The sequence below is a fragment of the Streptomyces sp. NPDC093801 genome (assembly GCF_040701585.1).
Lineage (GTDB): Bacteria > Actinomycetota > Actinomycetes > Streptomycetales > Streptomycetaceae > Streptomyces.
Genome location: NZ_JBFBDP010000020.1, coordinates 42,073 through 68,355, shown reverse-complemented (window position 1 = coordinate 68,355; position 26,283 = coordinate 42,073). Strand labels below are relative to the sequence as shown.

At 74.6% G+C, this 26,283-nt stretch carries 23 protein-coding genes; 15 read left to right on the top strand and 8 right to left on the bottom strand.

The window, feature by feature from the left end; genetic code table 11:
* Positions 1 to 182 precede the first annotated feature (182 nt).
* Positions 183 to 1,388 carry an MFS transporter gene (locus AB0469_RS23445; protein ID WP_366453379.1) on the bottom strand — a complete coding sequence of 402 codons (1,206 nt, stop codon included), beginning with the start codon at positions 1,386 to 1,388 and terminating at the stop codon, positions 183 to 185.
* 132 nt (positions 1,389 to 1,520) lie between these two features.
* Between AB0469_RS23445 and AB0469_RS23440 the strand changes: the two genes are divergently transcribed.
* From AB0469_RS23440 to AB0469_RS23430, 3 genes are all read left to right on the top strand, one after another.
* Positions 1,521 to 2,432 carry a LysR family transcriptional regulator gene (locus tag AB0469_RS23440; RefSeq protein ID WP_366453378.1) on the top strand — a complete coding sequence of 304 codons (912 nt, stop codon included), beginning with the start codon at positions 1,521 to 1,523 and terminating at the stop codon, positions 2,430 to 2,432.
* A 197-nt stretch (positions 2,433 to 2,629) separates the two neighbouring features.
* A complete protein-coding gene (locus AB0469_RS23435; RefSeq protein WP_366453377.1) occupies positions 2,630 to 3,706 on the top strand; it encodes a hypothetical protein in 1,077 nt (358 codons plus the stop codon).
* A 295-nt stretch (positions 3,707 to 4,001) separates the two neighbouring features.
* Complete coding sequence (locus AB0469_RS23430) at positions 4,002 to 5,816, top strand: ABC transporter ATP-binding protein (protein WP_366453376.1); 1,815 nt, start codon at positions 4,002 to 4,004, stop codon at positions 5,814 to 5,816.
* A 38-nt stretch (positions 5,817 to 5,854) separates the two neighbouring features.
* On the opposite strand, the gene AB0469_RS23425 is transcribed toward AB0469_RS23430, so the two are convergent.
* Entirely contained in the window at positions 5,855 to 6,448 is a 594-nt protein-coding gene (locus AB0469_RS23425) for a TetR/AcrR family transcriptional regulator (protein ID WP_366453375.1), read from the bottom strand.
* A 147-nt stretch (positions 6,449 to 6,595) separates the two neighbouring features.
* On the opposite strand from AB0469_RS23425, the gene AB0469_RS23420 reads away from it, so the two are divergent.
* Genes AB0469_RS23420 through AB0469_RS23410 form a run of 3 tightly spaced genes read left to right on the top strand, consistent with a single transcriptional unit; the run spans position 6,596 to position 8,457 of the window.
* Complete coding sequence (locus tag AB0469_RS23420; RefSeq protein WP_366453374.1) at positions 6,596 to 7,549, top strand: class I SAM-dependent methyltransferase; 954 nt, start codon at positions 6,596 to 6,598, stop codon at positions 7,547 to 7,549.
* Positions 7,549 to 7,896: an STAS domain-containing protein gene (locus AB0469_RS23415; protein ID WP_366453484.1), complete on the top strand. Its 348-nt coding sequence runs from the start codon at positions 7,549 to 7,551 to the stop codon at positions 7,894 to 7,896. Before AB0469_RS23420 ends, AB0469_RS23415 begins: the two co-directional genes overlap by 1 nt.
* Positions 7,897 to 7,929: 33 nt before the next feature.
* The gene (locus AB0469_RS23410) at positions 7,930 to 8,457 is read left to right on the top strand and encodes an ATP-binding protein (RefSeq protein ID WP_366453373.1); all 528 of its coding nucleotides are present in this window, start codon (positions 7,930 to 7,932) and stop codon (positions 8,455 to 8,457) included.
* Here the strand turns inward: AB0469_RS23410 and AB0469_RS23405 are convergent.
* Positions 8,429 to 9,010 carry a hydrolase gene (locus AB0469_RS23405; protein WP_366453372.1) on the bottom strand — a complete coding sequence of 194 codons (582 nt, stop codon included), beginning with the start codon at positions 9,008 to 9,010 and terminating at the stop codon, positions 8,429 to 8,431. The two genes, AB0469_RS23410 and AB0469_RS23405, sit on opposite strands and share 29 nt — an antisense overlap.
* 236 nt (positions 9,011 to 9,246) lie before the next feature.
* Here AB0469_RS23405 and AB0469_RS23400 point away from each other — a divergent pair, with 236 nt between their 5' ends.
* Positions 9,247 to 10,296, top strand: a complete 1,050-nt coding sequence (locus AB0469_RS23400) for an enoyl-CoA hydratase/isomerase family protein (RefSeq protein WP_366453371.1) — start codon at positions 9,247 to 9,249, stop codon at positions 10,294 to 10,296.
* A 7-nt stretch (positions 10,297 to 10,303) separates the two neighbouring features.
* On the opposite strand, the gene AB0469_RS23395 is transcribed toward AB0469_RS23400, so the two are convergent.
* Positions 10,304 to 11,047, bottom strand: coding sequence for a TetR/AcrR family transcriptional regulator (locus tag AB0469_RS23395; protein WP_366453370.1), 744 nt, complete (start codon positions 11,045 to 11,047; stop codon positions 10,304 to 10,306).
* A 271-nt stretch (positions 11,048 to 11,318) separates the two neighbouring features.
* On the opposite strand from AB0469_RS23395, the gene AB0469_RS23390 reads away from it, so the two are divergent.
* Positions 11,319 to 12,089, top strand: a complete 771-nt coding sequence (locus AB0469_RS23390) for a class I SAM-dependent methyltransferase (RefSeq protein WP_366453369.1) — start codon at positions 11,319 to 11,321, stop codon at positions 12,087 to 12,089.
* A gap of 102 nt (positions 12,090 to 12,191) precedes the next feature.
* Here the strand turns inward: AB0469_RS23390 and AB0469_RS23385 are convergent, their stop codons facing one another.
* The 4 genes from AB0469_RS23385 to AB0469_RS23370 form a co-directional block, all read right to left on the bottom strand.
* Entirely contained in the window at positions 12,192 to 13,262 is a 1,071-nt protein-coding gene (locus AB0469_RS23385; RefSeq protein WP_366453368.1) for an alpha/beta hydrolase-fold protein, read from the bottom strand.
* A gap of 160 nt (positions 13,263 to 13,422) precedes the next feature.
* Positions 13,423 to 15,009, bottom strand: a complete 1,587-nt coding sequence (locus tag AB0469_RS23380; RefSeq protein ID WP_366453367.1) for a molybdopterin-dependent oxidoreductase — start codon at positions 15,007 to 15,009, stop codon at positions 13,423 to 13,425.
* 444 nt (positions 15,010 to 15,453) lie between these two features.
* Positions 15,454 to 15,624 (bottom strand): hypothetical protein, encoded by a 171-nt coding sequence (locus AB0469_RS23375; protein ID WP_366453366.1) that lies wholly within the window; start codon positions 15,622 to 15,624, stop codon positions 15,454 to 15,456.
* Between the two features lie 205 nt (positions 15,625 to 15,829).
* Positions 15,830 to 17,515, bottom strand: a complete 1,686-nt coding sequence (locus AB0469_RS23370; protein ID WP_366453365.1) for a ricin-type beta-trefoil lectin domain protein — start codon at positions 17,513 to 17,515, stop codon at positions 15,830 to 15,832.
* A gap of 203 nt (positions 17,516 to 17,718) precedes the next feature.
* On the opposite strand from AB0469_RS23370, the gene AB0469_RS23365 reads away from it, so the two are divergent.
* The 7 genes from AB0469_RS23365 (at position 17,719) to AB0469_RS23335 (ending at position 26,257) form a co-directional block, all read left to right on the top strand.
* Positions 17,719 to 18,360, top strand: a complete 642-nt coding sequence (locus AB0469_RS23365) for a TetR/AcrR family transcriptional regulator (protein WP_366453364.1) — start codon at positions 17,719 to 17,721, stop codon at positions 18,358 to 18,360.
* Between the two features lie 39 nt (positions 18,361 to 18,399).
* Entirely contained in the window at positions 18,400 to 19,320 is a 921-nt protein-coding gene (locus AB0469_RS23360; protein ID WP_366453363.1) for a serine/threonine dehydratase, read from the top strand.
* A 113-nt stretch (positions 19,321 to 19,433) separates the two neighbouring features.
* Entirely contained in the window at positions 19,434 to 19,793 is a 360-nt protein-coding gene (locus AB0469_RS23355; protein ID WP_366453362.1) for a hypothetical protein, read from the top strand.
* Positions 19,794 to 20,145: 352 nt separating this feature from the next.
* Entirely contained in the window at positions 20,146 to 21,483 is a 1,338-nt protein-coding gene (locus AB0469_RS23350; RefSeq protein WP_366453361.1) for a sugar ABC transporter substrate-binding protein, read from the top strand.
* Positions 21,480 to 22,382 (top strand): sugar ABC transporter permease, encoded by a 903-nt coding sequence (locus tag AB0469_RS23345; RefSeq protein ID WP_366453360.1) that lies wholly within the window; start codon positions 21,480 to 21,482, stop codon positions 22,380 to 22,382. Before AB0469_RS23350 ends, AB0469_RS23345 begins: the two co-directional genes overlap by 4 nt.
* Positions 22,379 to 23,200, top strand: coding sequence for a carbohydrate ABC transporter permease (locus AB0469_RS23340; protein ID WP_366453359.1), 822 nt, complete (start codon positions 22,379 to 22,381; stop codon positions 23,198 to 23,200). The genes AB0469_RS23345 and AB0469_RS23340 overlap by 4 nt, the downstream gene beginning before the upstream one ends.
* A 33-nt stretch (positions 23,201 to 23,233) precedes the next feature.
* On the top strand, positions 23,234 to 26,257 hold the full coding sequence (locus AB0469_RS23335) for a glycoside hydrolase family 38 C-terminal domain-containing protein (protein WP_366453358.1): 3,024 nt from the start codon (positions 23,234 to 23,236) through the stop codon (positions 26,255 to 26,257).
* The last annotated feature ends 26 nt before the right edge of the window (positions 26,258 to 26,283 follow it).

Sequence of the window (26,283 nt, the reverse complement as noted above, 5' to 3'; positions counted from 1 at the left end):
CGGCGGGGCCCGTGCCGCCGCCGGGGTCCGCCGGTGCGGCCGGACCTCCGCCGGAGGCCCGCCGCACCGGCGGCGCCGGCCGTACCCGACCGGGCGCGGCCGGCGGCCGTGAGCCCGGCGTCCGGCCCCGCCGCCCCCGGCACGGGGCGGCGCGGCCCGGGGGAAGGACGCCGGGCCCGGTCTCAGAGGCGTCCGGAGTCGGGGGACTTGCCGAACGCCGTCACCAGCAGGGCCGCCGCCGCCAGGCCCGCGCCCAGCCACATCACGGCCGTGACGCCGATCCCGTCGGCCGCCAGCCCGCCCAGCAGGGCGCCCAGGGCGATGGCCCCGTTGAAGACGCCGACGAACAGGGCGGACACGCCTTCGCGCGCCTCGGGCGCCGAGGCCAGCAGCCAGGTCTGGGTGCTGACCGACACGCCGCCGTACGACAGGCCCCACACCGCGAGCAGCACCCCGGCGGTCAGCACGGAGCCGCCGAGCAGCGGCATCAGCGCGACCGTCGCCGCCAGGACGGCGCTGATCACCAGCAGGGTGCCGCGCGGCGAGCGCCCGGCGCCCGCACCGGAGGCGAAGTTGCCCGCGACACCGGCGAGTCCGTACACCAGCAGCAGGGTGCCGATCATCCCGGCACCCGCCCCGGAGACCTCCTCCAGCACGGGCCGCACGTACGTGTAGGCGGCGAAGTGGCCCGTGACCAGCAGGGCCACCACGGCCAGCCCCGTGCGGACCCGGGCGTCTGCGACCAGCCCCAGCACACCGCCGAGGCGCACCTCCTGTTCGGCGGGGAGTCTCGGCAGCGCGGCCGCCAGCGCGACCAGCACCACCAGCGCCAGCACGCCGACGGTGACGAACGCCGTCCGCCAGTCGGCCAGTTCGCCGATGTACGTGCCCGCGGGCACCCCGAGCACCGAGGCGACCGCGATCCCGCTGAAGACGAGGGAGGTGGCCGGCCCGATCGACTTCGGCGGCACGAGCCGCACCGCCAGCCCCGCCGCGATCGCCCAGACCCCGCCCATGCCGATGCCGACGAGCACGCGGGCGACGACCATCACCGCGAAGTGCGGCGACCACGCGGCGAGCAGGTTGCCGACGGTCAGCACCGCCATCAGCGCGCACAACACCGTCCGCCGGTCGAACCGTCCGAGCAGCGGGGTCAGCAACGGTGCCGACACCGCCCCCACCAGCCCGGTGATGGTCAGGGTCAGTCCGGCGGTGCCCTCGGTCACCTCCAACGCGTCACCGATGGGCGTCAGCAGGCCCACCGGCAGCATCTCCGACGTGACGACGGTGAACGTCGCGCTCGCGACCGCCGCGACGCCCAGCCAGCCGCGCCCCGCGGACCGCTCGGGCCCTCCGGTGGTGTCCGCAATTTCCTCAGTCTGTGCCATGTCCTCAGCCAACCCGCCGCGACCTGCGGGAACAACGGCCGATCCCTCATCCTTCGATGAGCTGGGCTACTCGATGGGCCGGGACCGGCCCGTGACCGGCCGTGTACAAAGGGACATCATGGAGGGAACAGCATGAGTGGTGTGGAGATACGCGAACTGGAGGCGTTCCTGGTCCTGGCCCAGGAGCTGCACTTCGGCCGGGCCGGGGAGCGGCTGTACGTCTCGCAGAGCCGGGTGAGCCAGCTGCTGAGGTCGCTGGAACACCGCATCGGCGCCCCGCTCGTCGAACGCACCAGCCGCCGGGTGGCCCTGACACCGCTCGGCGAGGACTTCCTCGCCGGCCTGCGCCCCGCGTACGACGCGCTGCGCGCCACCGTCGACGAGGCGAGGGCCGCCGCCCGCGGCATGGGCGGGGTCCTGCGCATCGGCTTCCAGGGGACGGTCGACGACTACCTCAGCCGGGCCATCGCCCGCTTCGGCGACCGCTACCCCGAGTGCGCCATCGACATCGTGGAGATCCCGCTCTCCGACCCCTTCGGGCCGCTGCGCCGCCAGGAGGTCGACTGCGCGGTGGTCCTGCTGCCGGTGGCCGAGGAGGACCTCGTCCTCGGACCGGTCTTCTCGCGCCAGCCCCAGACCCTCGCCGTCTCGGTCCGCCACCCGTTCGCCGCCAGGGAGTCGCTCTCCGCGGAGGAGCTCGCCGAGTGCCGGCTCATCGGCATCGACGGGGGAGCACCGGACTACTGGCGGCGCGCCCAGGCCCCGGGCCTGACCCCGGCAGGCCTGCCCGTCCCGGCCGGGCCGAGCGTCAACACGCTCCAGGAGGGGCTGAGCCTGACCGCGGCCAACCGCGGCGCCATGCTGCTGTGCCGTTCGACGGCCGAGTACCACGGGCGCCGCGACTCCCTCACCTTCGTCCCCGTACAGGGCCTGCCCGACTCCGAACTGGGCCTGATCCGCCACCGCCTGAGGCCCTCCGCCCAGGCGTCCGCCTTCGCCGAGGCGGTGGCCGAGGCGACCGGAGCGGACCGGGCGGACGCGTGAGCGCGGCACGTCCGCCGTCCGAACGGCTTTACGGAAGGCCCCGGTTCGGCCGATTCGGCCACGGTGGCGGGAGGGCGCGGGTAGCGTGAAGGCGCCTGCGCCGTCCCGGGCCCCGTCCGGGCCCCGCCGGCGTTCCCGTGCCCCGCTCCTCCCCCTCACCCGGTCCACACGTGCTGCGCCCGACCGAAGGGAAGACCATGAGCACCCAGACCCCGCCCGCCCCGTACCCGAACCTGCTGCGCTGGCTGGGCGGCGAGACGCCCGACACCGTGAAGACCGCCGCCGAACTGCGCGCCATGGCGCAGGGCCAGGACTTCGCACGGTTCCTGCTGGACCTGGAGGAAGAACAGGAGGCCTTCCGCACGGCCCTGCTCCCCGCCTTCCCCCAGCTCGTGCTCGCAAAGCCCGACTTCTCCACCGTGGTGAACCCGCTCCAGGCCGTGGCGTCCCCGACGCTCAGGACGGCCGGGCCCGTCTGCCTGACCTCCCTCGCCCTCGGCGAGGCACGGAACACCTTCAACCCCGCCCATCTGTGGACCGCCCCCGACAGGACGCTCCGGTACAAGGGCGGCTCGGTCTTCGGCACGGTCAAAGCCCGCCGGATGCGGTTCTCCGCCGACGGCACCGGCCGGCTGTACGTCGCCTCCGCCGCGCACCCGCTCAAGCTCTGGATGCGCAAGAACGGCCAGGACGCCACGGTCCAGGACGTCTTCACCCTCGTGGCCGACCCGGGCGCGGGCGGCTACGACGCCTTCGTGGCGCAGGGTGTCGGCAGCTGGGACAACTCGCCCGGAGGACCGCTCACCACCCCGCAGGGCCTGGTGGAGGTGATCACGAAGAGCGGTGCCTTCCGCTCGATCGTCTGGGGCGCCCCGTACTGCACGGCCGGCTGGGTCGACTCGCTGATGCCCACGCTCAGCACCCAGGGCACGATCGCGGTCCCCGGAGGGCTCACGGCGACGATCGGCCAGAACGTCCACTCGGCGCAGACCGTCGGCAGCGCCTGGCTCGTCGGCGTCGACGGGCTCGACTGCAAGCCCGCCGTCATGCCCGCCCAATGGCGGGCGGACGTCGCCGCCACGCTCTGCCCCCTCGCGGTGAACCACGTCCAACTCGGCCTGATCAAGGAGTTCTGCGACATCCTGAAGGCCGCGACCCCCACCCCCGCCGCCCTGCCGGCCCGCATCACCTACCTCCTCACCCACCACCCGCACCGCCGGGCGGACCTGGAGTCACTCCCGAACATCAAGACCTACTACCAGCAGTGCTTCTGAACCCCTGAGCCGCCGGGCCCCCTGTTCACACTGCGGGCCCACAGCCGCGCCGGGGGGCGTCGGGGGCACGCCCTCCGCCACCACCGGATCCGCCCCGCTCGCGGGTCCGCCGCCCGTCCCGCCCCGGCGCCCCTGCTCCCGCTGCGCGGCCGATACGCCCTGTCGTGCACCGCGCCCGTTCCCCTACAGTGCGTGATGCCCGTACCGGCCCAAAAACGCATGGACCGTACGGGCGCCCTTGCGGAACACTGCGGAACCTTGTCTGACGGTCCGACACAGCAGGGTTGGTACGGGAATGCCACCATCACCGAAGAGTTCGCCGAGCAGGGGCTCGGTGTTCCTCGCACTTCGCTACTACGGACGGGAGCTGGCCCGCCTCAGGCGCTGGACGGCCCCCGCGATGCTGCTCCCGGCGCTGGGCAACATCGGCATCAGCTACGTGGCGCCGCTCGTCGTCGCCAAACTCGTCGGCCGGATCTCGGGCGGCGCCCCCACCCGTACGGGCGACATGCTCCCGTACGTGGCCGGCTTCGCCTCGGTCCTGCTCCTCTCCGAGGCGATGTGGCGCCTCGGGCTGCACTGCCTCAACCGCGTCGACGCCCTGGGCGTCGAGCGCCTGTACGTCGTCGGCCTGGACGAACTCTTCGCCAAGGACGCCGCGTTCTTCCACGACAACTTCGCCGGCTCGCTCACCAAACGGGTCCTCAGCTTCGCCTCGCGCTTCGAGGAGTTCGTCGACGCCCTGACCTTCAACATCGTCGGGCGGCTCGTCCCGCTGGTCTTCGGATCGGTGGTGCTCTGGCAGTACGACCCGCTGCTCGTCGTCGGGCTCCTGGTGATGATCGCGGTGACGGCGGTGTGCGCCGCGCCCCTGATCCGCCGTCGGCAGGCCCTCGTCGACCAGCGGGAGGAGGCGATCGCGCGGGTCTCGGGCCACGTCGCGGACAGCCTGATGAACATGGAGACGGTGCGGGCGTTCGCCGCCGAGCGGCGCGAGGCCGCCGAACACCGGGCGCGCGTCGCGGAGTCGCGCCGGCTCATGCTGCGGTCGTGGGACTACGGCAACCTGCGCATCGACACCCTGGTCGCGCCCATGTCCGTCCTGACCAACGCGCTCGGCCTGTTCCTGGCCGTCTCCCTCGTCGGGAGCGGGCACGGGGTGGAGGCGGTCGTCGTCGCCTTCACCTACTACGGCAACGCCACCCGGATCATGTTCGAGTTCAACCAGATCTACCGCCGCCTGGAGAGCTCGATGACGGAGGCCGCGCAGTTCACCGAACTGCTGCTGACCCCGCCGAAGGTGCTCGACCCGGCGTCCCCCGAACCGCTCGGGGCGGCGCGGTCCGCCGACGTCTCCTTCGAAGGGGTGCGCTTCACCCACGCGGGCGGTTCCGAGCCCCTCTTCGAGGGCCTCGACCTGTCCGTCGCCGGCGGGTCGAAGATCGGACTCGTGGGGCGGTCCGGCGGGGGGAAGACCACGCTGACCCGGCTGCTGCTGCGGATGACGGACGTCGACGCCGGGCGCATCCTGATCGGCGGACAGGACATCAGCCGCCTGTCCCAGTCCGACCTGCGCGGCCTGATCGCCTACGTGCCCCAGGACCCGGCGATGTTCCACCGCACCCTGCGCGAGAACATCGCCTTCGCCCGGCCGGACGCCACCGAAGCCGAGATCCGCCGCGCGGCCGAGGCGGCGCACGTCACCGAGTTCGCCGACGCCCTCCCGGACGGCTTCGACACCATGGTCGGCGAGCGCGGCGTGAAGCTCTCGGGCGGACAGCGCCAGCGGGTCGCCCTCGCCCGGGCGATCCTGCGCGACGCGCCCCTCCTGCTGCTGGACGAGGCGACCAGCGCGCTGGACTCCGAGAGCGAGATCCTCGTCCAGGACGCGCTGTGGAGGCTCATGGACGGGCGGACGGCGCTCGTGGTGGCCCACCGGCTCAGCACGGTCGCCACGATGGACCGGCTCGTCGTCCTCGACCGCGGGCGGATCGTCGAGCAGGGCACGCACCAGGAGCTGCTCGCCGCGGAAGGGGCCTACGCCAAGCTGTGGCAGCACCAGTCCGGAGGCTTCCTCGACGACGTCCCGGCCGGAGCCGACCTGCGCTGACCGGCGGGCCGACGGGCCGGCGGGGGGCCGGCCGCCGGTCAGGACGGCGGCGGCGGGACGAGGGCGGCGATCAGACGGGTGACGCTCTCGCGGGGGTCCGGGCCCTCGGGGCCGCGGGTCATCAGCAGGTGGTGGACCGTGCCGACCAGGGCCAGTGCCACCGCCCCGCAGTCCAGCCCGGCCGGTACGCGGCCCCCCGCGCGCTCCCCGTCCAGGTAGGCCCGTACCGAGTCCTCGATCCCCGCGAACCCCGGGGCCCCCGACCGCAGGGCCTCCCGCGTGTGCAGGGCGGCGGCCGGCCGGGTGAGGGCGAGGCCCGCGACGCCCGGGTCCAGGGAGTCCAGCAGGCCGAGCGCCACCCCGGCCAGGTTGCCGGCCACCGTTCCCCGCCCGGTCCGCGCGGACAGCTCGCCGGCCGACCGCGCCCCGCGCGCGAACCGGTCCAGGACCAGCTCCGCCACGAACTCGTCCAGCCCCGCGAAGTGCGTGTGCAGGACCCCCTTGGCGCAGCCGGCCTCGGCGGTGACCGCCCGGCTGGTGAGGGCGGCCGCGCCGTCGCGGGCCACGACGCGTTCGGCGGCCGCGAACAGGCGCTCGCGCAGATCCGGGATGGCTACTCCACGGGGTGACATCGGGACGCTCCGGTTCACGGGTCGGGGGCGGGGTGATTGCAGGTATGGGCGGCTGCCCATACTATAGCGCCCAGGGTTTGGGCATGTGCCCATTCCACTGTCCGGCACCCGTTACCCCGGCACCCGGCACAAGGAGGAGACCGACCCATGAGCGACCTGCCCGGCACCCCCATCGCCAACACCGCCCAGGCGGAGGCGTGGAACGGCTACGACGGCATCCACTGGGCCACCCACCAGGAGCGCTGGGACGCCGTGAACGACGGGTTCAACGAACCCCTGCTCACCGCGGCGGCCATCGGCCCCGGCGACCGCGTCCTCGACATCGGCTGCGGCGCGGGCCGCACCACGCGGCTCGCGGCGCGGCGGGCCGCGGGAGGGGGCGCGTGCGCCGACGGCGGGGCCGAGGGGCTGGACCTGTCCGCCCCCCTGCTGGCCCGGGCCCGGGCCTCCGCCCTGGCCGAGGGCGTCGGCAACGCGGTCTTCACCCAGGGGGACGCCCAGGTGCACCCCTTCGCGCCGGGCACCTTCACCCACGTCCTCAGCCGGTACGGGGTGATGTTCTTCGAGGATCCCCCGGCGGCCTTCGCCCACCTCGCCGGGGCGCTGCGCCCCGGCGGCCGGCTGGCCTTCGTCGCCCCCGCCGAAGCGGGGGCCAACGAGTGGATGCGGGCCTTCCGGGCCCTGGACGGCATCCTGCCCGTCGGCGGCTTCCCCGCGCCGGGCAGCCCGGGCATGTTCTCCCTCGCCGACCCCGCCCGTACCGGGGACCTGCTCCGCACGGCGGGCTTCACCGCGGTGGCCTCCGTGCGGACCGAGGCGTACGGGGTGTGGGGCGCAGGCGCCGAGGACGCGGCCGGCTTCCTGCTCGGCACCGGGCCCGGCCGCCACCTGCTCGACCAGGTGGGCCCCGGGGCGCGCGCCGAGGCCCACCGGGTCCTGGCGGCCCACCTGCGCCCCTTCGAGCGCGACGGCGCGGTCCGGCTGCGCGCCACGGCGTGGCTGGTCACCGCGGAGCGCAGCCGGACGGCGTGCGTGTGCATAGGGTGCCGGGAGCGGGGCAGGTGCAGGGAAGCGCGCGGGAAGGGTGATGCCGGATGGTGATGCCGGGAACGGAAGGCGAACGGTTCAGCGTCGCGGTACGGACCGTGGACGGGGCGGTCGTCCTCACGCTCGGCGGCGAGCTGGACCACGACACGGCGGAACCCCTGAGGCAGGCCCTGGCGGCTGCGGCCGGCCGGGGCGGGCGGCTGGTGGTGGACATGGCCGGGCTGCGGTTCTGCGACTCCACCGGGCTGAACGCCCTGCTGCACGGCCGGATCGCGGTCGAGGAGTCCGGCGGCTCCCTGGAGCTGGCCGGCCTCGGCGGCCCGGTGGCCCGGATGTTCCGCATCACCGGAGCGGACTCGGTCTTCCCCGTGCACACGGATGTGGAAGAGGCGCTGGGATGAAACCCGGCCGGTGAGGAGAGGGGAAGGAGGGCCATGGAACAGCGCGGGCCGGTCAACCGGAACTGGCTCCTGGTCCTCGACGGGATCACGGACCCCGTATCGCGCAGCCGCGACTTCACCCGCCGCGCCATGACCGCGTGGAACTGGCCCCTCGCGACGCCGGAGGGCCGCCGGAGCGCGGAGGACGCGCTCCTGCTGGTCTCCGAGGTGGTGGCCAACGCCTGCCGGCACGGGGGCGGGCCCGGGGCGCTGGTGCTGGACTGCACGGGGGACCGGCTCCGGATCGAGGTGACGGACCTCAGTCCGGAGCCGCCCGTGCCGCCCGGGTTCCCCGTCCGGAGCGGCGCGGGCGGCGCCGCTCCCGGGCGGCCGGGCGGCTACGGGCTGCTCATCGTGGACCGCCTGGCGCGGGCCTGGGGCTGGCGTCCGGGCGCGGTCGGCAAGTGCGTCTGGCTGGAGCTGCCCTGTCCGCCCGGGGGCAAAGGTCCGCCCGGGGGCGGCGGTCCGCCCGGCGCGCCGGCCCGGGCGGGGCTCAGCGGGGGTCGTCCAGCGCGGCGATGATCTCGGCGGTGGAGCTGACGCGGCCGATGCGCGGGAAGATCTTCTCGAAGCTGTGGGCGTGCGAGGCGGCGTCCAGGTCGGCGGTGGCGTCCTCGGCGAACACCAGGCCGTAGCTGTGCTCCCAGGCGGTGCGGGCGGTGGACTCGACGCCGATGCTGGTCGAGATGCCGGCCAGCACGATGCGGTGGACGCCGCGCCGACGCAGCTGGAGGTCGAGCTCGGTACCGGTGAAGGCGCCCCAGTGCCGCTTGGTGACGGTGACGTCGCCCAGGGCCGCCAGTTCCGCGGGGATCCGGGAGAAGGCGGCCGGCGGGGCGGTGGCGGGGCCCGGCCGGTCGACATCGGTGGTGGGGAGGTCGCCGCCGTCGGGCGACCAGGCGACGTTGACCAGGACCACCGGCAGCTTGTGGGCGCGGAAGGCCTCGGCGAGCGCGATGCCGTTGGCGAGGACCTCGCCGGCCGGGCGGGCGGTGGGCATGGCGAGGATGCCCTGCTGGAGGTCGATCAGGACCAGGGCCGTGTCGGGGGCGAGGGTCAGGTCGGAGGCGGTCATGGGGGCTCCTCTGGGCGTCGCTGCGCGGGGTGGTGACGGAGGCTCAGTCTGCCCGGTGCACGCCGGACCGCCCGCACGGAGGCGCTCCGCGCCGTGCGCACCGCCGCGGGCGGAGCACCGAACGGGGCGTTCCGCAGTCAACGGTCACGCACGGCTTTAAGCCCCAAGCCGTTCAGACATGACGAGATCGTCAGAAACGATCTTCATATGGCGACGCAGCCGACATACTGGCGCCTGTGAAGACCGAAGACGAGACCGTTCAGATCGGCACCGAAGGCTGTACGGGCCTGATCACCCTCAACCGTCCCGAGGCCCTCAACGCCCTCACCCGTCCCATGGTGCTGAGGATCGGGGAGGCGCTGACCGCCTGGGAGCACGACCCGGCCGTCGAGCAGGTCCTGCTCCGCGGGGCCGGCGAGCGGGGTCTGTGCGCGGGCGGCGACATCCGGGCCATCCACGCCGACGCGAAGGCGGGCACCACCGGCTCCCTCGCCTTCTGGCGCGACGAGTACCGGCTGAACGCGCGCATCGCCTGCTATCCCAAGCCCTACGTGGCCCTGATGGACGGGATCGTCATGGGCGGCGGCGTGGGCCTGTCGGCCCACGGCGGCGTCCGGATCGTCACCGAGCGCTCCCGGGTCGCCATGCCCGAGACGGGGATCGGCTTCGTCCCCGACGTCGGCGGCACCTACCTGCTCTCGCGCGCGCCCGGCGAACTGGGCACCCACCTCGCCCTGACCGGTACGGCGGTCGGACCGGGTGACGCGATGCTGTGCGGGCTCGCCGACCACTACCTGCCGTCGGACTGGCTGGAGGAGTTCACCCGGGAGCTCACCGCCGGACCGGTGGCCGAGGTGCTGGGGAAGTTCCACGGCGCCACTCCGCCCGCGGCCCCGCTCGCCGCCGAGCGGGAGTGGATCGACCACTGCTACGCCGCCGACACCGTCGAGGAGATCCACCAGCGGCTGCTGGCCACGGGCCTGCCCGCGGCGCGCGAGGCCTCGCAGACCCTGCACGCCAAGTCCCCGACCTCACTGAAGGTCACCCTCGCCGCCCTGCGCCGCGCCCGCGGACTGGACTCGCTGGAGCGGGTGCTGGAGCAGGAGTACCGGGTCTCCAGCGCCGCGCTGTCCGCCCCCGACCTCGTCGAGGGCATCCGCGCCCAGGTCATCGACAAGGACCGCCGGCCGCGCTGGTCCCCGGCGGCCCTCGTCCAGGTCCGCGCGGCGGCGGTGGAGCGCTTCTTCGCCCCCCTCGGCGAGGGTGCCGAACTGACCTTCCCCTGACGGGGGTTCAGCCCCGGTCGAGCCGGGTCGCCAGCCCGTCGAGGACCCGCTGGAGTCCGTAGTCGAAGTTCTCGTCGCGCATCCGCGCCGGGTCCCGGCCCTGCCAGGCGGAGGCGTGGTCCTTCGTCAGCGGATGGTCCTGGAGGGCCTGCTGGGAGGCCGGTACCAGGGACTCCAGCCACTCGGTCTCGCTCTTGCCGCTGCGGGCGAGGAGGGAGAGGTAGGAGGCCTCGCTGGTCGTCGCGCCGATCACGTAGGAGATGACGGCCTTCATCGCGAGGTCCGCCTCCGCCTTCGGGAACCCGGCGGCCAGGGCCATGGCCAGCATCCGCTCCGACATGCGCATCAGGTTCGGGCCCAGGTGCGCCAGCCCGACCTGGCCGAGGACGGACGCCACCCAGGGGTGGCGCAGGACCATGCCGCGCAGGCTGTGCCCGCTGTGCGCCAGGGCCTCGCGCCATCCGTCCGGGCCGGTGGCCAGGGGCAGTTCGAGCTCGCCGTAGACCTCGTCCACGACCAGCTCGATGAGCTCGTCCTTGTTGGCCACGTGCCGGTAGAGGGAGGTGGCGGCCGTGCCCATCTCGCTGCCGAGCTTGCGCATGCTCAGCGCCTCGATGCCTTCGGCGTCCAGCAGCCGTACGGCCGCCGCGACGATCTGCTCCTGGCTGAGCGCGGGCTGCTCCTTCTGCCGGCGGGGCCGCGTCCAGACGGAGGGGACGGGCGGCGGGCTCTGCTGCTCTGATGAGGACATGCTCCCAGCCTAGCGCGCTGCGCACACTGTACGCAGCGCGCGTACGCCCGGATGGAGCGCGGGCGGGAAAGGTGCTCCGGGTCCGGCCGGAACACCCTCGTGACGGGCCTGGACGGGGGTGGGGGCGGACGGGCGGGACGGGGCGGCAGGGCGCGGCCGGGTGGCCCCCAGACGGCCGCCAGGCGGCCGTGACGGCGATCCGCGCACAGGCTCTGACCTGGGGATATGAGGCCGATCTCGCTATGATGTCCCCCTGGTGAAAGGGGAGTTCATGGACCGGAACATACGCTCGGTGGACGACGTGCTCAGCCTGCTGGACGGCCTGTTCGCGCCGGGGGCGGACCGCTGGACGGCCGACGGCGCGGACTGGTGGGACGGCTTCTACGCCGACCGCTCCAGGCCGGTGCCGTTCTTCGTGGCCAAGCCGGACGAGAACCTCGTCTCCTACCTCGACCGCGGCCTGATCGTCCCCGGCCGCGCCCTCGACCTGGGCTGCGGGCCGGGCCGCAACGCCCTCCACCTCGCCTCCCTGGGCTTCGAGGTGGACGCCGTCGACCTGTCCCCGACCGCCCTCGACTGGGCCCGGGACCGCGCCCGGGAGGCGGGCGCCGACATCCGCTTCCACCACGGCGACGCCTTCGCGCTCGCCGCCTCCGGTGCCCTCGGCGGCCCCTACGACCTGGTCTACGACTCCGGCTGCTTCCACCACCTGCCGCCCCACCGCCGCATCAGCTACCTCGGCCTCCTCGAACGCTCCCTCGCCCCCGGCGGCCACCTCGGCCTCACCTGCTTCGCCGCCGGTGCGATGGGTTCCGAGCTCTCCGACGCCGAGCACTACCGCCGGGGCGGCCTCGGCGGCGGCCTCGCCTACGACCCCGAGTCCCTGCGCCGGATCTTCGCCGGCCTGGAGGAGCGCGAGCTGCGCCGGATGCACGACGAACCGGAGGAGGCCCCGCACTTCGGCGAGGCCTTCCTCTGGACGGCCCTCTTCCGCCGGCCCGCCGACGCCCCCACCGGCCCCGTCCGGCTCGGCACGGCGTGACGGACGCCCCTCGGGGCGCGCGGTGACGGGGAGGGCGGTGACGGGGAGGGCGGTGACGGGGAGGACGGTGACCGGGAGGACGGTGACCGGGGAGGACGGCCGCTACGACGGGTTGACGGGCGCGGACAGCTCCGAACTCAGCCAGCCCAGCGCGTCCGGGTACATCCCGGTCCAGGTCTGGAAGTTGTGGCCGCCGGCCGGGCGGACGAGGGTCTTCACCCGGACCCCGCTGCCCTGCGCCGCCCTGCTGAAGGCGGCCAGCTGCTTCGGCGGGCTGTCCCGGTCCTGTGCGGAGGTCGCCAGGAACAGCCCGACGTCCTCCCCCTTCGCCTGCCCGACCAGCCACATCGGGCTGTTGTGCTCCCGCAGAACCGGATCGGGCAGCACCTCGGGGTCCCCGGTCAGCGGATCCGGGTCCAGGGCCGCACCCGCGCGGAACACCTTCGGATACTGCAGGGGCAGCTTCGCCGCGCAGAACGCCCCCGTCGACACGCCCATCAGCCCCCACCCCTTCGGCTCGGGAAGGGTCCGGAAGTTCTTCTGCACCAGGTCCGGGACGTCCCGCGCGAGCCAGGTGGCGATCTTGCGCTGCGGGGTGTCGGTGCAGTCGGTGTTCACCCCGCCGGGATACACCTCGGGGATCACCAGGATGAACGGGTGCGCCGCCCCCAGCCGCACCAGCTGCTCCAGCGCGTCCGGCATCGAGCCCAGGTCGAGCCAGGAGCGCGGGGTGCCCGGGTAGCCGTGCAGCAGCGTCAGCACCGGGAAGCGGGTCTTCTGTGCGCCCGGGGCGTCGTACTCGGGTGGCGTCCACACGGTCACCTGGCCGGCCAGCTTCGAGTGGCTGCCCCGGAAGTAGGTGGTCCGCGTGCCGTTCTCCCCCGGGGTGAAGCGGGCCCGGCCGACCGGGGGACCGGTCATCGCCGAGGCGTTCGCGCCCGCGCCGGTGCCCAGCAGGTCGTCCCAGGAGGCGTAGAGCCCGTAGCCGTCGTTGATCCACGCCGCCACCACGCCGATCGCCGTCAGCTGGCACAGCCCGATCATCAGCACCCGGGCCGCCCAGCGCACCACGCGCGGCCCCGGCACCCGGTTCCACAGCAGCAGCGCGAGGAGCACCGCCAGCACGGTGACGGCGATCATCGTGGCGAGGAACGACGTGCTGGTCAGTTCCACGGCGTCGGCTCCTGACGTACGGCCCCACAGCGTCATGTCCCCGGGACGCCCGGCATCCACGGGTACTCCCGGAATCTACTGCCATCCCCGGAATCCACGGGTATACCCGGTATCCGCACGCACATCCGGTATTCCACCACAATGTACGACTCCGGAGCCGCTACGCGTGGACGCTCACCGTGACCGAGTGCCAGCCCGTCGCCCCGTCGGGGAGGGTGCCCCGGCGCTCCTGCGTCTGTGCCTCTCCCCGCCCGTCGGTGGCGCGGACCTCCAGCGTGTGCTCCCCGGGCGCCGCCTGCCACGGCCACACCCACTGCCGCCAGGTGTCGTTGCCGTCCGCGTCGCCGAGCCGGGCCTCGTGCCAGGGGCCGCCGTCCGCCCGGACCTCCACCCGGGAGATCCCCCGGTGCTGTGCCCACGCCACCCCGGCCACCGCCACGGGCCCCGGCGCGAGCTTCGAGAAGGGGCGGGGGGTGTCGATCCGCGACTGCGTCTTGACGGGGGCCTGCTGCGCCCAGGAGCGGCGCACCCAGTACGCGTCGTAGGCGGCGAAGGTGGTCAGCCGCAGCTCGGTCAGCCACTTGCAGGCGGACACGTACCCGTACAGGCCGGGTACGACCATCCGGACCGGGAAGCCGTGCGCGAAGGGCAGCGGCTCGCCGTTCATCCCGACGGCCAGCAGGGCGTCGCGGCCGTCCATCACCGTCTCGACGGGCGTGCCGATCGTCATCCCGTCCACCGAGCGCGCCACCAGCTGGTCGGCCGGGCCGCCCCGCGAGGGCGGCCGTACGCCGGCCTCGCGCAGCAGGTCGGCGAGGCGCGCGCCGAGCCAGCGGGCGTTGCCCACGTACGGGCCGCCGACCTCGTTGGACACGCAGCACAGGGTGATGTCGTGCTCGGTCAGCGGGCGGGCGAGCAGATCGGCCAGGGTGAGGGTCAGGGGCCGGGATACCCCCTCGCCGTGGACGGTCAGCCGCCAGGAGCCGGCGTCGACGCGGGGGACGACGAGGGCGGTGTCCACCCGGTAGAACTGCGCGGCCGGGGTCACGAACGGCCCCACGCCGGGCACCTCCAGGTCCGCCCCGGCGGGCACCGGCGGGGCGGGCACGGCCGGGGGCGGCAGGACCAGGTCCGCCCGGGAGGCGGTGGCCCCGGCCGAGCCGTGGGCGCCCAGCCGCCGTCCCGCGTACCCGGCCACCGCCGAGGCGGTGACGGTGGCGGCGAGGAGGCGGCCGAACCCGCGCCGGTCCATCGGCCAGGTCCCGCCGGGCCGCCCCGCCGCCGGCCGGGGCCGCCGCAGGGCCGTGACCAGCAGGTACAAGACCGAGGCGGCGACCGCTCCGGCGACCAGGGAGGGCAGCGCGTCCTTCCACCCGGCCTCTGGGCGGCCGAGCGCGGCCGCGGCCCCCAGCAGTCCCACGGCCGCCGCGAGCGCGCATCCGGCGCGCAGACGGCGTACGGCGAGGATCCCGGTGGCGGCGGAGAGCACGGCGAGGACGACGACGACCCCGAGGGCCAGCACCAGCTTGTCGGAGGTGCCGAAGGAGCGGACGGCCCACTCCTTGACGGTGGCGGGCGTCCGGTCCACCACGGCCCCGCCCACCGCGGTGAGCGGGGCGGCCTCCGGCCGGACGAAGGCGGCCGCGAGCGCGGCCGCCGCCAGCCCGGCGAACGCGGCGGCCCCTCCGCAGACGGCGCCGGCCCAGTCCGGGGGGCGGTGCGCCGGGTCGGCCTGCACACGTGTCATGGGGTCACCTCCGCGCCGGCCGGCCGGACGACACGGACCCGGAGCGGTCCGCGCGGCCGCCTCGCAGCCCTCCCGCCAACATAGCGCCGCCCACCCCGTCCGCTACCCCGCCACCACCCCGCCGCGCCCGCCCCGCCGTGCCCGCGCCGGCCCGCCGTGCCGCGCCCGTCCCGCCGCGCCCGGCCCGTCCCGCCGCGCCCGCCCCGTCGTGCTGCGCCCGCCCCGCCGTGCCCGCGCCGGCCCGCCGTGCCGTCCGTGCCGCGCCCGTGCCGTTGCGCCCGCGCCGTTGCGCCCGCGCCGGTCAGCCGTGCCGTGCCCGTGCCGGCGAGCCCGCCCTGCCCGTGCCCGCGTCGGCCCTGCCCGCCCCGCCTCGCCCGCGCCGGGCGGGCGCGCCCTGTCACGGCCGCGTCCGTTGCCGCCCCGTCTTCCGTCCGCGGCGGCCGGTCAGGTGTCCGGGGCCCCCGGGGGATCCGCCGCCGTCTCCCGGCCGTCGCGCCCGGCGGACGCCGGGGCGGGGGCGGACGGTCTGCGTTTGCGGAGTTCCACCACGCCGTCGGTGATCCCGGCGGCCGGCGGCGCGGGGGGCCGGGGGCCCTCCTGCGCGTTCTCGTACATCTCGGTGCACTCCTGTCGGCTGGCCCGGCCCGTGGGCGCCGGAAGGGGGCGGCCGCAGGATCGTTCCGGCTGCCGCCCCCGCTGTTGCGGGCCAGTGAACCCAGCGCCCGTGCCGGGCGGGGCCGCCCCCGAGGCGATTCCCCCGGACGAGTGAAGCCCCGCCCGCCGGGAGCCGCCGCCGCCCCCGGACCGGCGCTCCGTGCCGTCAGACCGGCAGGGACCAGGCCTGGTCGGCCCGGTGGTCGCCGCAGTCGGCCAGCCGCAGCCGTTCGGCCGGGGCGTCCGCCGTCGCCGGAGCCGGCGGGGCCGTCAGGCACGTCCCGCTCGACTCCTCCACCAGGGAGCCGTCCCGCCGGTGCCGCCAGCTCTGCCCGGCCCGGCGCCCCGGTGCGCAGTCCGCCAGCTGTACGAGCCCCCCGCCGCCCGCGGTGAGGCACTGGCCGGCCAGCCTCAGCCGTCCGCCGCCGCCCAGGGTCCAGCGCTGGTCGGCCCCGGCGGTGCAGGCCGCGAGGACGACCGCGCCGACGCCGCTGGTGCTCGCCCCGTCGGCGCACTTCGCCCCGAGGCCGTTGATCTGCCCGGTGGGCACGGCCGCGGCACAGCCCCGCGGGGTGAGCCGCCACACCGCCGTGTCGTGCGCGGCGAGCCGCCCGGTCAGCGCGTCGCCGGCCTCCGTGCGCCGGCCGCTCCACAGGTCCTCGGCGTCCACGGCGCAGGGGGCGGGCAGCCCGATGTCGGCCAGCGGCACGGACACGGCCCGTGCCGTGCCGGAGCGGTTGAGCACCGCCACGGCCCGGTCCCCGTTCGCGAGCGGCCGGACCAGCACGTCGAAGCCGGCGTTGGAGGAGACGACCGCGCCCTGACGGCCCAGCGGGTCCTGGTCCAGCGCGATCAGGCGGGTGTTCCCGAGGGCCGCGAGTCCGCCCGGGCTGAGCGAGGCGACGTCGGAGGACAGGATGAAGGGGGCCGCCATCATCGCCCACAGGCCCACCTGGCTGCGGCCCTCCGCGTCGCTCAGACCGGGGGCGCCCGCGATCAGGAAGTCGGGGTCGTTCCAGTTGCCGGGGGCCGCGTACCGGCCGAGCCAGCGGTTGTACCCGTAGTTCCCCAGCACCGAAGCCCAGCGCGAGGTCTGCGGCGCGGCCGGCGCGTAGACCTTGATGTCCTTGCCCTCGCGCCACAACTGGCCGCTCTCGCCGACCCAGTCGAGGACCTTGTGCCAGTCGGAACCGCCCCACTCGCCCTGTTGGAAGTAGGCGGGGGCGGAGGCGGAGAGCACCATCGCGCGCCCGCTGTCGCGCAGCGCCCGGGCCACCGAGCCGTACGCGTCCCGGTAGGCCTGCTCCTTCGTCTTCCCGGGCGGCACCCACAGGTTGCAGCCGTCCATCTTCACGTAGTCCACGTTCCACGAGGCGAACAGCCTGGCGTCGCGGGCGTAGTGGTCCGCGCCGCCGCCCTGGGGGGCGCCGCTGCCGGGGTAGCGCTCGCAGGTGAGGGAGCCGGCGTCCTCGTAGATCCCGAACTTCAGCCCCTTGGCGTGGAGGTGGTCGCCGAGCCAGGCCATGCCGTGCGGGAACTTCACCGGGTCGGCGACCAGGTTCCCCTGCGCGTCGCGCTCCTTGAGCATCCAGCAGTCGTCCACGGTGACGGTGTCGTACCCCTTGGCGGCGAGGCCGCTGGAGACGAGCGCCGCGGCGTTGGCGACCACCTTCGCCTCGTCGATGTCGCACATGTAGTGCGCCCAGTTGTTCCAGCCCATGGGCGGGGTCAGGGCGAGCGGGGTGTCCGAGGTCGCGGTCGGCTCCGCCGTCGCCGGGGCGGGGCAGAGCGTGAGGGCGAGCAGGGCGGCCGCGGTCAGACAGGGGAGTGAGGCGCGCAGGCGAGGCGGCACGGGGTCTCCTTGGCGTGGTGCGTACCGACGGGGATCGTGCCTCAGTGCAGCGGTGCGGCTACCCGCTGTCAACACGAGTCGATGCATATGTCCCGATGACCAGCAATTTGGCCGCAGCTGCCGTCCCGCGGCCGTGTCGGGGAGCGGGGGAGGGGGGTCATTGCGATACGCTGTATGTGACGATGGCTGATACGGTGTATCCCATGCCGAGACGATCAGCGGCCCTCGACCGCGCCACCCCCGAGGCCATCGCCGTCGCCGCCCTGCGCATCCTCGACGAGGAAGGGCCGGCGGCCCTGAGCTTCCGCGCCCTCGCCGACCGCCTCGACGTCTCCCACGCCACCGTCCAGCGCCGCTGCACCGACCTCGCCGGCCTGCTGGACCTGTGCACCGAGCACCTCGCCGCCCGGCTCCCCGACATCCCCGCGGGCACCGACTGGGCCGAGGCCGCCGAACTGCGCTTCGGCGCCCTCTACCGGCTGCTCACCGCCCACCCCGGGCTGCTCGTCCTGCGCGGCGGACGGCCCTGGCTGGGCCGCCAGCTGCTGGCCCGGCTCGTCGAACCCGCGCTCGCCGACAGCGTCGCCGCCGGGATGAGCCCCGCCGAGGCCATGACGGTCTACCGCCGGATGTACCTCCTGACCCTGGGCAGCGCCGCCTTCGTCGACCACCGCGATCCCGCCGGGGCCACCGCCGCCTCCCGGGCCGCGCTCGCCGCGCTCGACCCGGCCGAGTTCCCGGTCCTCGGCGGCGCCCCCGCCGAGCTGCTGCCCCCGCTGACCGACCACGAGGTGTACTACGGCGCCCTGCGCCAGCTCATCGCCGCCGCCCGGCCCACCGCCTGAGCGGCCACCGCCCCGCACCACGAGAGAGGCCGCCCCGCCATGGAACTGCAGCTCGACCACGCCGCCGTCCGCGCCGCCGCCGCCCGCACGGCCGGCGCCGTCCGGCCCGTCGCCGTCGCACCCGCCGCCGAGGGCCTCTGGTTCGCCCTGGAACACCTCCAGCACACCGGCTCCTTCAAGGCCCGCGGCGCCCACAACTTCCTCGCCGCCCACCGCGAGGCCGGGGCCCTCCCGGCCGCCGGCGTCACCATCGCCTCCGGCGGCAACGCGGGCCTCGCCTGCGCCTGGGCGGCCCGCGCCCAGGGCGTGCCCGCCACCGTGTTCCTCCCCGTCACCGCCCCGCGCGTCAAGGTGGAGCGGCTGCGCGGCTACGGTGCCGACGTACGGCTCGTCGGCGACCGGTACGCCGAGGCGCTGGAGGCCTGCCACCGGTTCGCCGCCGACAGCGGGGCCCTGAGCAGCCACGCCTACGACCACCCGCTCGTCGCGGCCGGCGCCGGAACCCTGCTCGACGAGATCCGCGCCGCCCTGCCCGGGCTGGACACCGTGGTCGTCGCGGTCGGCGGGGGCGGGCTGTTCGCCGGAGTCGCCACCGCCGCACGGGCCCACGGCGTACGGGTGGTCGCCGCCGAGCCGGAGCACTGCCGGGCCCTGAACGCCGCCCTGGAGGCGGGCCGCCCCGTCGACGTCCCCGTGGACTCCGTCGCCTCCGACTCCCTCGGGGCCACCCGCGCGTCCGCCGACGCCCTGGCCGCCGCCCGGCAGGACAACGCCGTGTCCGTCCTCGTCCCGGACGAGGCGATCACCGCCGCCCGGCGCGCCCTCTGGGAGGAGCACCGGATCGTCGTCGAGGCCGGGGCCGCGACCGCCCTGGCGGCCGTGCGCACCGCCCCGCGGCCCCTGGGCGAGCGGGTCGCCGTCGTCCTGTGCGGGGCGAACACCGACCCCGGGGACCTCTGACTCCGAGACGATCGTCGCCCCGGCCCGCGACTTTCGAGTACGGCGCGCCCGTCCCGGCCCCTGCGAGGCTCCGCGGTGTCAGCAGGAAACACGAGGGCACGGAGGAACGGGCCATGGCTCAGCGCAAGGGTTGTCTCATCGGTTGCGGAGTGGCGCTGGTGCTGGGAGTCGGAGTCCTCGCCGCCCTCTTCCTCGGCCTGGGGAAGATGGTCGACGTGGCCGAGAAGACCCTGCTGGACCCGAAGGTCTACGCATCGGTGAACGTCGGCGACCCCGAGGCCGAGGTCCGCGCCAAGCTGCCCTCGGGCGAGACCTTCGTCAAGAGCGCCCTCAAGGAGGGCGGTCCCGCCGAGCCCGCGGGCAGCGTGTGCGCCTGGTACGTGTCCAGCGACGACAAGGCCGCCGAGGACGTGCTGCGCCTCTGCTTCAAGGACGGCAAGCTGGCCGAGAAGGCCCGGTACCGGATGAAGTAGCGCCCCGTGGCTTCGTCACGGCCGGGGAGCCCCTTTGCGGTAAACCGCATTAGTGCGCCGCGCCGATTCCCCGTCGCGGCCCTCCGGCGGACCGTCGATAAGAAGTCAAACCCGGCCCGGGAAGCCCCTCGGGCGGCCCGGGTCCGGTGCGGGTACGAAGCCTTCTGCCGAAACGCATCAGTCCAGTTCGGGACCTTCGGGACGGCCCGGTTCCCGCCTTCTGCCGGCGGCTGCGGACGCGGGTTCCCCCGGCCACCGGGATTCCGGCCGCATTGACGCGCCCGGCGCGTGCGGACAGCCTGGGGCACCGCCCTCCGGCGCCGGAGCCGGAACTCCCACGAAGGCGGCGACGATGACCCGTTCCCACCCGATCCGCACGGCCGTCGCCACCGCGGCGGCGGCCGGCCTCCTCTCCCTCTCCGCCTGCGGCCTCGGCGGCGGCAGCGGCGGCGGTGCGGGCGAGGCGCACAGGACCGGCAGGGTGGCCGGGGAGATCACCTTCCGGACCCTCCAGCTGAAGCCCGTGTACACGGCCTACGTCCAGGGGGTCATCGACTCCTTCGAGCGCAAGTACCCCGACGTCACGGTGAAGTGGGAGGACGTCCCGGGCGACGGCTACAACGAGAAGCTCGTCGCCGACGCCCGGGCCGGGGCCCTGCCCGACGTGGTCAACCTCTCCACCGACTCCTTCCAGCTCCTCGCGGACCGCGGCATGCTCGCCGACGTGGCCGCCCTCGACGGGGGGCTCGTCCGGGAGTACGTCCCCGGCGCCTGGGAGCAGTTCAAGCTGCCGGGCAAGGGCGACGGGGTCTACGCCTACCCCTGGTACGTGACCCCCGAGATCCTCACCTACAACCAGGACCTGTTCACCGCGTCCGGCCTCGACCCCGACCGGCCGCCCACCACCGTCGAGCAGTTCTTCGACTGCGCCGAGCAGATCGCCGCGCGCTCCGGCGGCCGGTACGCGGCCTTCATGGCCGACCCCAAGGGCCGGCTGCCCGGCGACTGGCAGAAGATGGGCGTGCCCCTGCTCGACCCGGCCGGCGACCGCTTCACCTTCGACACCGACCGGGCCGTCGCCTGGGCCGAACGCATGAAGGACCTGTACGCCAAGGGCGCCATGCCCAAGGAGTCCCTCCTGAAGGCCGACGACATCAACCAGCTCTACGGCAGCGGCAGACTCGTCTTCGGCCCCGGCTCCCCGGGCTTCGTCAAGGACGTCAAGGCCAACGCCCCGCAGGTCTACGCGAAGACCAGGGTCGCGGGCGCCGTCACCGGCACCCTCGGCCACATCGGGATCTACGCGCAGTCCCTCGGCATCCGCAAGGACACCGCGCACCCGGACGCCGCCGCGGAGTTCGCCGCCTGGGTCACCAACGGCCCCAACCAGGTGGAGTTCTCCCGCCGGGCCACCATCTACCCCTCCAACGCCCGGGGCCTGGCCGACCCGCGCTTCGCCGACCGGGGCGACGGCAAGGACGCCGAGACGCTGGCCCGCGCGATCGGCGCCGAGCAGCTCAGGACGGCCGCACTCGACGCCAACACCCCCGTCCAGTGGACCAGCCAGGTCGGCGACGCGGTCACGCGCGAGATGCAGAAGGCCATCACGGGGGAGCAGGACGCCCGGACGGCCGTGCGCAAGGCCCAGGAGGAGGCCAACCGGCTGCTGGCCGCAGCGGACAAGAGGTGACGGCGCCGCAGCGCGCAGGGGGGCTGCCGCACCGCAGGTGGTGGAGCCCGTACCTGTTTCTCGCCCCCGGGCTGGCCGCCGTGCTGCTGTTCAGCCTGTGGCCGTTCGTCAACACCGTCGTCCTGTCCCTCACCGACGCCCGGGTCCTGGACGGCGGGAGCTTCGTCGGCCTCGCCAACTACCGGCGGGCCCTGGCCGACCCCGACTTCTGGGTGGCGGCCGCCAACAGCGTGCTCTACCTGCTGGTCGTCGTGCCCTGCCTGGTCGTGCTGCCGCTGGGGCTGGCCGTCCTGGTCCGGCGGGAGGTCCCGGGCATCGGCCTGTTCCGGTCCGCCTTCTACACGCCGGTGATCGCCTCCGCCGTGGTCGTCGGCCTGATCTGGCAGTGGCTGCTGCGCAGCGACGGGGCGGTCAACGCCGTCCTGGGCCGGCTGCGGCTGGTCTCGGAGCCCGTGCCCTTCCTGACCGAGAGCACCCTGCTGCTGGCCTCCGCGATGATCGTCACGGTGTGGAAGGGCCTGGGCTACTACATGGTCTTCTACCTGGCCGCCCTGGGGAACGTGCCGGGCGCGCTCTACGAGGCGGCCGCCCTCGACGGCGCGGGCCCGGTGCGCCGGTTCGTCAGCATCACCGTCCCGTCCGTGAAGCCGATGATGCTGCTGGTCGGGACGCTGTCGGCGATCTCGGCCCTGCGGGTGTTCACCGAGGTCTACATCCTGGGCGGGGAGAGCGGCGGCCCCGGCGGGGGCGCCCGCACCCTGCCGTTCCTGATCCGGCAGGTCGGCCTGGGCTTCGCGGGGGAGACCGGCTACGCCTCCGCACTCTCCCTGCTGCTGTTCCTGCTCACCCTGGCCTTCAGCCTGCTGGGCCGCCGGCTGGCGAAGGGCGACGAGGCGTGAACGGGCGCCTGGCCGGCCTGGCGGCCCGCTACCTGACGCTCTGCCTGGCCCTCGTGGTCACCACCGGCCCCCTCGCCTGGCAGTTCCTGACCTCGCTGCGCGGACGCGGCGAGAACGTCTACGAGGGGGTCCTGCCGGCCGAGCCCACCCTCGGCAACTACGTCCGCGTCGCCGAGTCCTTCCCGCTGCTCCCGTACACGGCCAACACCCTCGTGGTCGCGGCCCTCGCCGTCACCTCGAACCTGGTGTTCGCCGCCATGGGCGGCTACGCCCTGTCCCGGGAGGGCTGGAGGGGCCGCAGGGCGGTCTTCACCGTGCTGACCGCCACCCTGATGTTCCCCTTCGAGTCCGTGATGATCTCGATGTTCCTCACCGTGCGCGGGATGGGCCTGGTCGACACCCTCGTCGGCGTGTGGCTGCCCGGCGCGGTCTCCGTCCTCAACATCATGATCATGCGGGCGGCGTTCCTCGCCGTCCCCAGGGAGCTGGAGGAGGCCGCGGTGCTCGACGGGGCGAACGAGTGGACCCGTTTCACCCGCGTCTTCGTCCCGTCGGCCAGGGGCGCCCTGGCCGTGGTGTGCATCACGAGCTTCATGGGGGCCTGGGACGACTTCCTGTGGCCCCTGATCGTCCTGACCGACAGCGAGCACTACACCCTCCAGCTCGGCCTGAAGAGCCTGGCCGGCGCCACGACCGTCAACGACCAGCGGCTGATCGCGGCCGGGGCGATGGCCGCCCTGCTGCCGATGGTGCTGCTCTTCCTCGCCCTCCAGCGCTTCTTCTTCCGGGGCGTGGGCGAGGGAGCCGTCAAAGTCTGAACCGCACCCGACCCTCCCCCTGGAGCCGCCGTCATGCACGACGACCGCAGCATCACCGAGCAACGCCTCCGCCGGGTCCTGGGCGAACGCATCAGGCCCGCCGTGCGCTCCCGCACGGTCCCGCTCACCGTGGAACGCTGGGACGCCCCCGGGGAGCCGGTGCCCGTCGCCGAGGCGCTGGCCGCCCGCTACGCGCCCTGCGCGCCCGGCGACGCCTGGGGCCCGGCCTGGGGCACCACCTGGTTCCGGGTCACCGGCGCCGTACCCGCCGACTGGGCGGGCCTCACCGTCGAGGCCGTCCTCGACCCCGGCTTCGACCGGATGATGCCCGGCTTCCAGTGCGAGGGCCTGGTCCACCGGGCCGACGGCTCCGAGGTCAAGGCCCTCAACCCGTACAACGACTGGGTGCGCGTGGCCGACCGGGCGGTCGGCGGCGAGCGGATCGAGTGGTACGTCGAGGCCGCCGCCAACCCCGTCCTGGTCGAGCACCGCCCCACCGCCGAGGGGGACCGGCTGACCAGCGGCGACCGGCCCCTGTACCGGCTGGCGCGGATGGAGCTGGCCGTCTTCGAGACCGAGGTCTGGGAGCTCGTGCAGGACCTCGACGTCCTCGAAGGGCTGATGGGCCAGCTCGCGGAGGACGACGCCCGCCGCCACACGGTCCTGCACGCCGTCGCCTCCGCCCTCGACGAGGTGGACCTCGACGACGTCCCGGGCACGGCCCCCGCCGCCCGCGCCCGCCTCGCCGGGGTGCTGGCCGCCCCCGCGCACGCCTCCGCGCACCGGATCAGCGCCGTCGGCCACGCCCACATCGACTCGGCCTGGCTGTGGCCGCTGCGCGAGACGGTCCGCAAGGTGTCCCGGACCGCCTCCAACGTGGTCGCCCTCATGGACGAGCACCCCGGGTTCGTCTTCGCCATGTCCCAGGCCCAGCAGCTCGACTGGATCAAGGCCCACCGGCCCGAGCTCTTCGAACGGGTCAAGAAGAAGATCGCGGACGGGCAGTTCGTACCGGTCGGCGGCATGTGGGTGGAGTCGGACACCAACATGGTCGGCGGCGAGGCCATGGTCCGCCAGTTCCTCTACGGCAAGAAGTTCTTCCTGGAGGAGTTCGGCATCGACACCAAGGGGGTCTGGCTGCCCGACTCCTTCGGCTACACCGCCGCGCTGCCGCAGATCGTCCGGCTGGCGGGCAACCAGTGGTTCCTCACCCAGAAGATCTGCTGGTCCCAGACCAACCGGTTCCCGCACCACACCTTCTGGTGGGAGGGCATCGACGGCTCCCGCGTCTTCACCCACTTCCCGCCCGTCGACACCTACAACAGCGACCTCGGCGGCGCCCAGCTCGCGCACGCCGCCCGCAACTACCGGGAGAAGGGCCGGGGTTCACGCTCCCTGGTGCCCTTCGGATGGGGGGACGGCGGTGGCGGCCCCACCCGCGAGCAACTGGCCCGGGCCCGCCGCCTGCGGGACCTCGAAGGCTCCCCGCGGGTGGAGATCGAGCGTCCGGACGCCTTCTTCGACAAGGCCCGCGCCGAGTACGCGGACGCCCCCGTCTGGGCCGGCGAGCTGTACCTGGAACTGCACCGCGGCACCTACACCTCCCAGGCCGGGACCAAGCAGGGCAACCGCCGCAGCGAGTCGATGCTGCGCGAGGCCGAGCTGTGGGCGGCGACCGCGGCCGTGCGCGTCCCCGGCTTCGCCTACCCGTACGAGGACCTGGAACGCCTCTGGAAGACCGTCCTGCTCCACCAGTTCCACGACATCCTGCCCGGCTCCTCCATCGCCTGGGTCCACCGCGAGGCCCGCGAGACGTACGCGCGGGTGGAGGAGGAGCTGCGCGCCCTCACCCTGGGCGCGCAGACCGCCCTTGCGGGGGAGGGCGGGCGGGAGCTCGTCTTCAACTGCGCCCCGCACGCCCGGCGCGGGGTCCCGGCCGGCGGCGCGGACCGCCCCGCCGCGGCCCCGCAGCCGGTCACCGTGGAGGAGCGGCACGGCGGCGGGTACGTCCTGGCGAACGGACGGCTGCTGGTGGAGGTCGACGGCCGCGGCCTGATCGTCTCCGCGTACGACCTCGAACAGGGCCGGGAGGCCGTCGCCCCGGGCGCCGCCGCCAACCTGCTCCAGATCCACCCGGACTTCCCGAACATGTGGGACGCCTGGGACGTCGAGGCCTTCTACCGCAACAAGGTCACCGACCTCGACGCCCTCGACGCCCTGGAGGTCTCCGGGAGCGGCCCCGACGCCTGCACCGTCGCCGTCACCCGCTCCTTCGGCTCCTCGGCCGTCTCCCAGACGATCACCCTGCGGGCCGGGGCCAAGACCGTGGACCTGGTCACCGAGGTGGACTGGCACGAGACGGAGAAGTTCCTCAAGGCCGCCTTCCCCCTCGACGTGAAGGCCGAACGGACCGCCTCCGAGACCCAGTTCGGCCACGTCCACCGCGCCACCCACACCAACACCTCCTGGGAGGCCGCGCGGTTCGAGATCTGCGCCCACCGCTGGATCCACGCGGAGGAGCCCGGCTGGGGCGTGGCCCTGCTCAACGACTCCACGTACGGCCACGACGTCACCCGCGACGTCCGCCCCGACGGCGGCCAGACCACCACCGTCCGCCTCTCCCTGCTGCGCGCCCCGCGCTACCCGGACCCGGAGACCGACCAGGGCCGCCACACCCTGCGCTTCGCGCTCGCACCGGGCGCGGACGTCGGGGACGCGGTGCGCGAGGGACACGCGCTCAACCTGCCCGAGCGCGTCCTGCGCGGCGCGGGCCCCGTCGCTCCGCTGCTGTCCGTCGACAACGACGCGGTCGTCGTGGAGTCGGTCAAGCTCGCCGAGGACCGGGGCGGCGACGTGGTCGTGCGGCTCTACGAGTCCCGGGGCGGCCGCGCCCGGGCCGTCCTCACCGCCGGCTTCCCCGTCGGCGGGGCGACCGAGACCGACCTGCTGGAGCGGCCCCTGCCGCCCACGGCCGTCGGCGCCGCCACCCCGTCGGGGGAGGTCCCGCTGAACCTGCGCCCGTTCCAGATCGTCACGGTCCGCCTGCACCGCTCCTGACGGGCCGCGGCCCGGGCCGGGCCCGC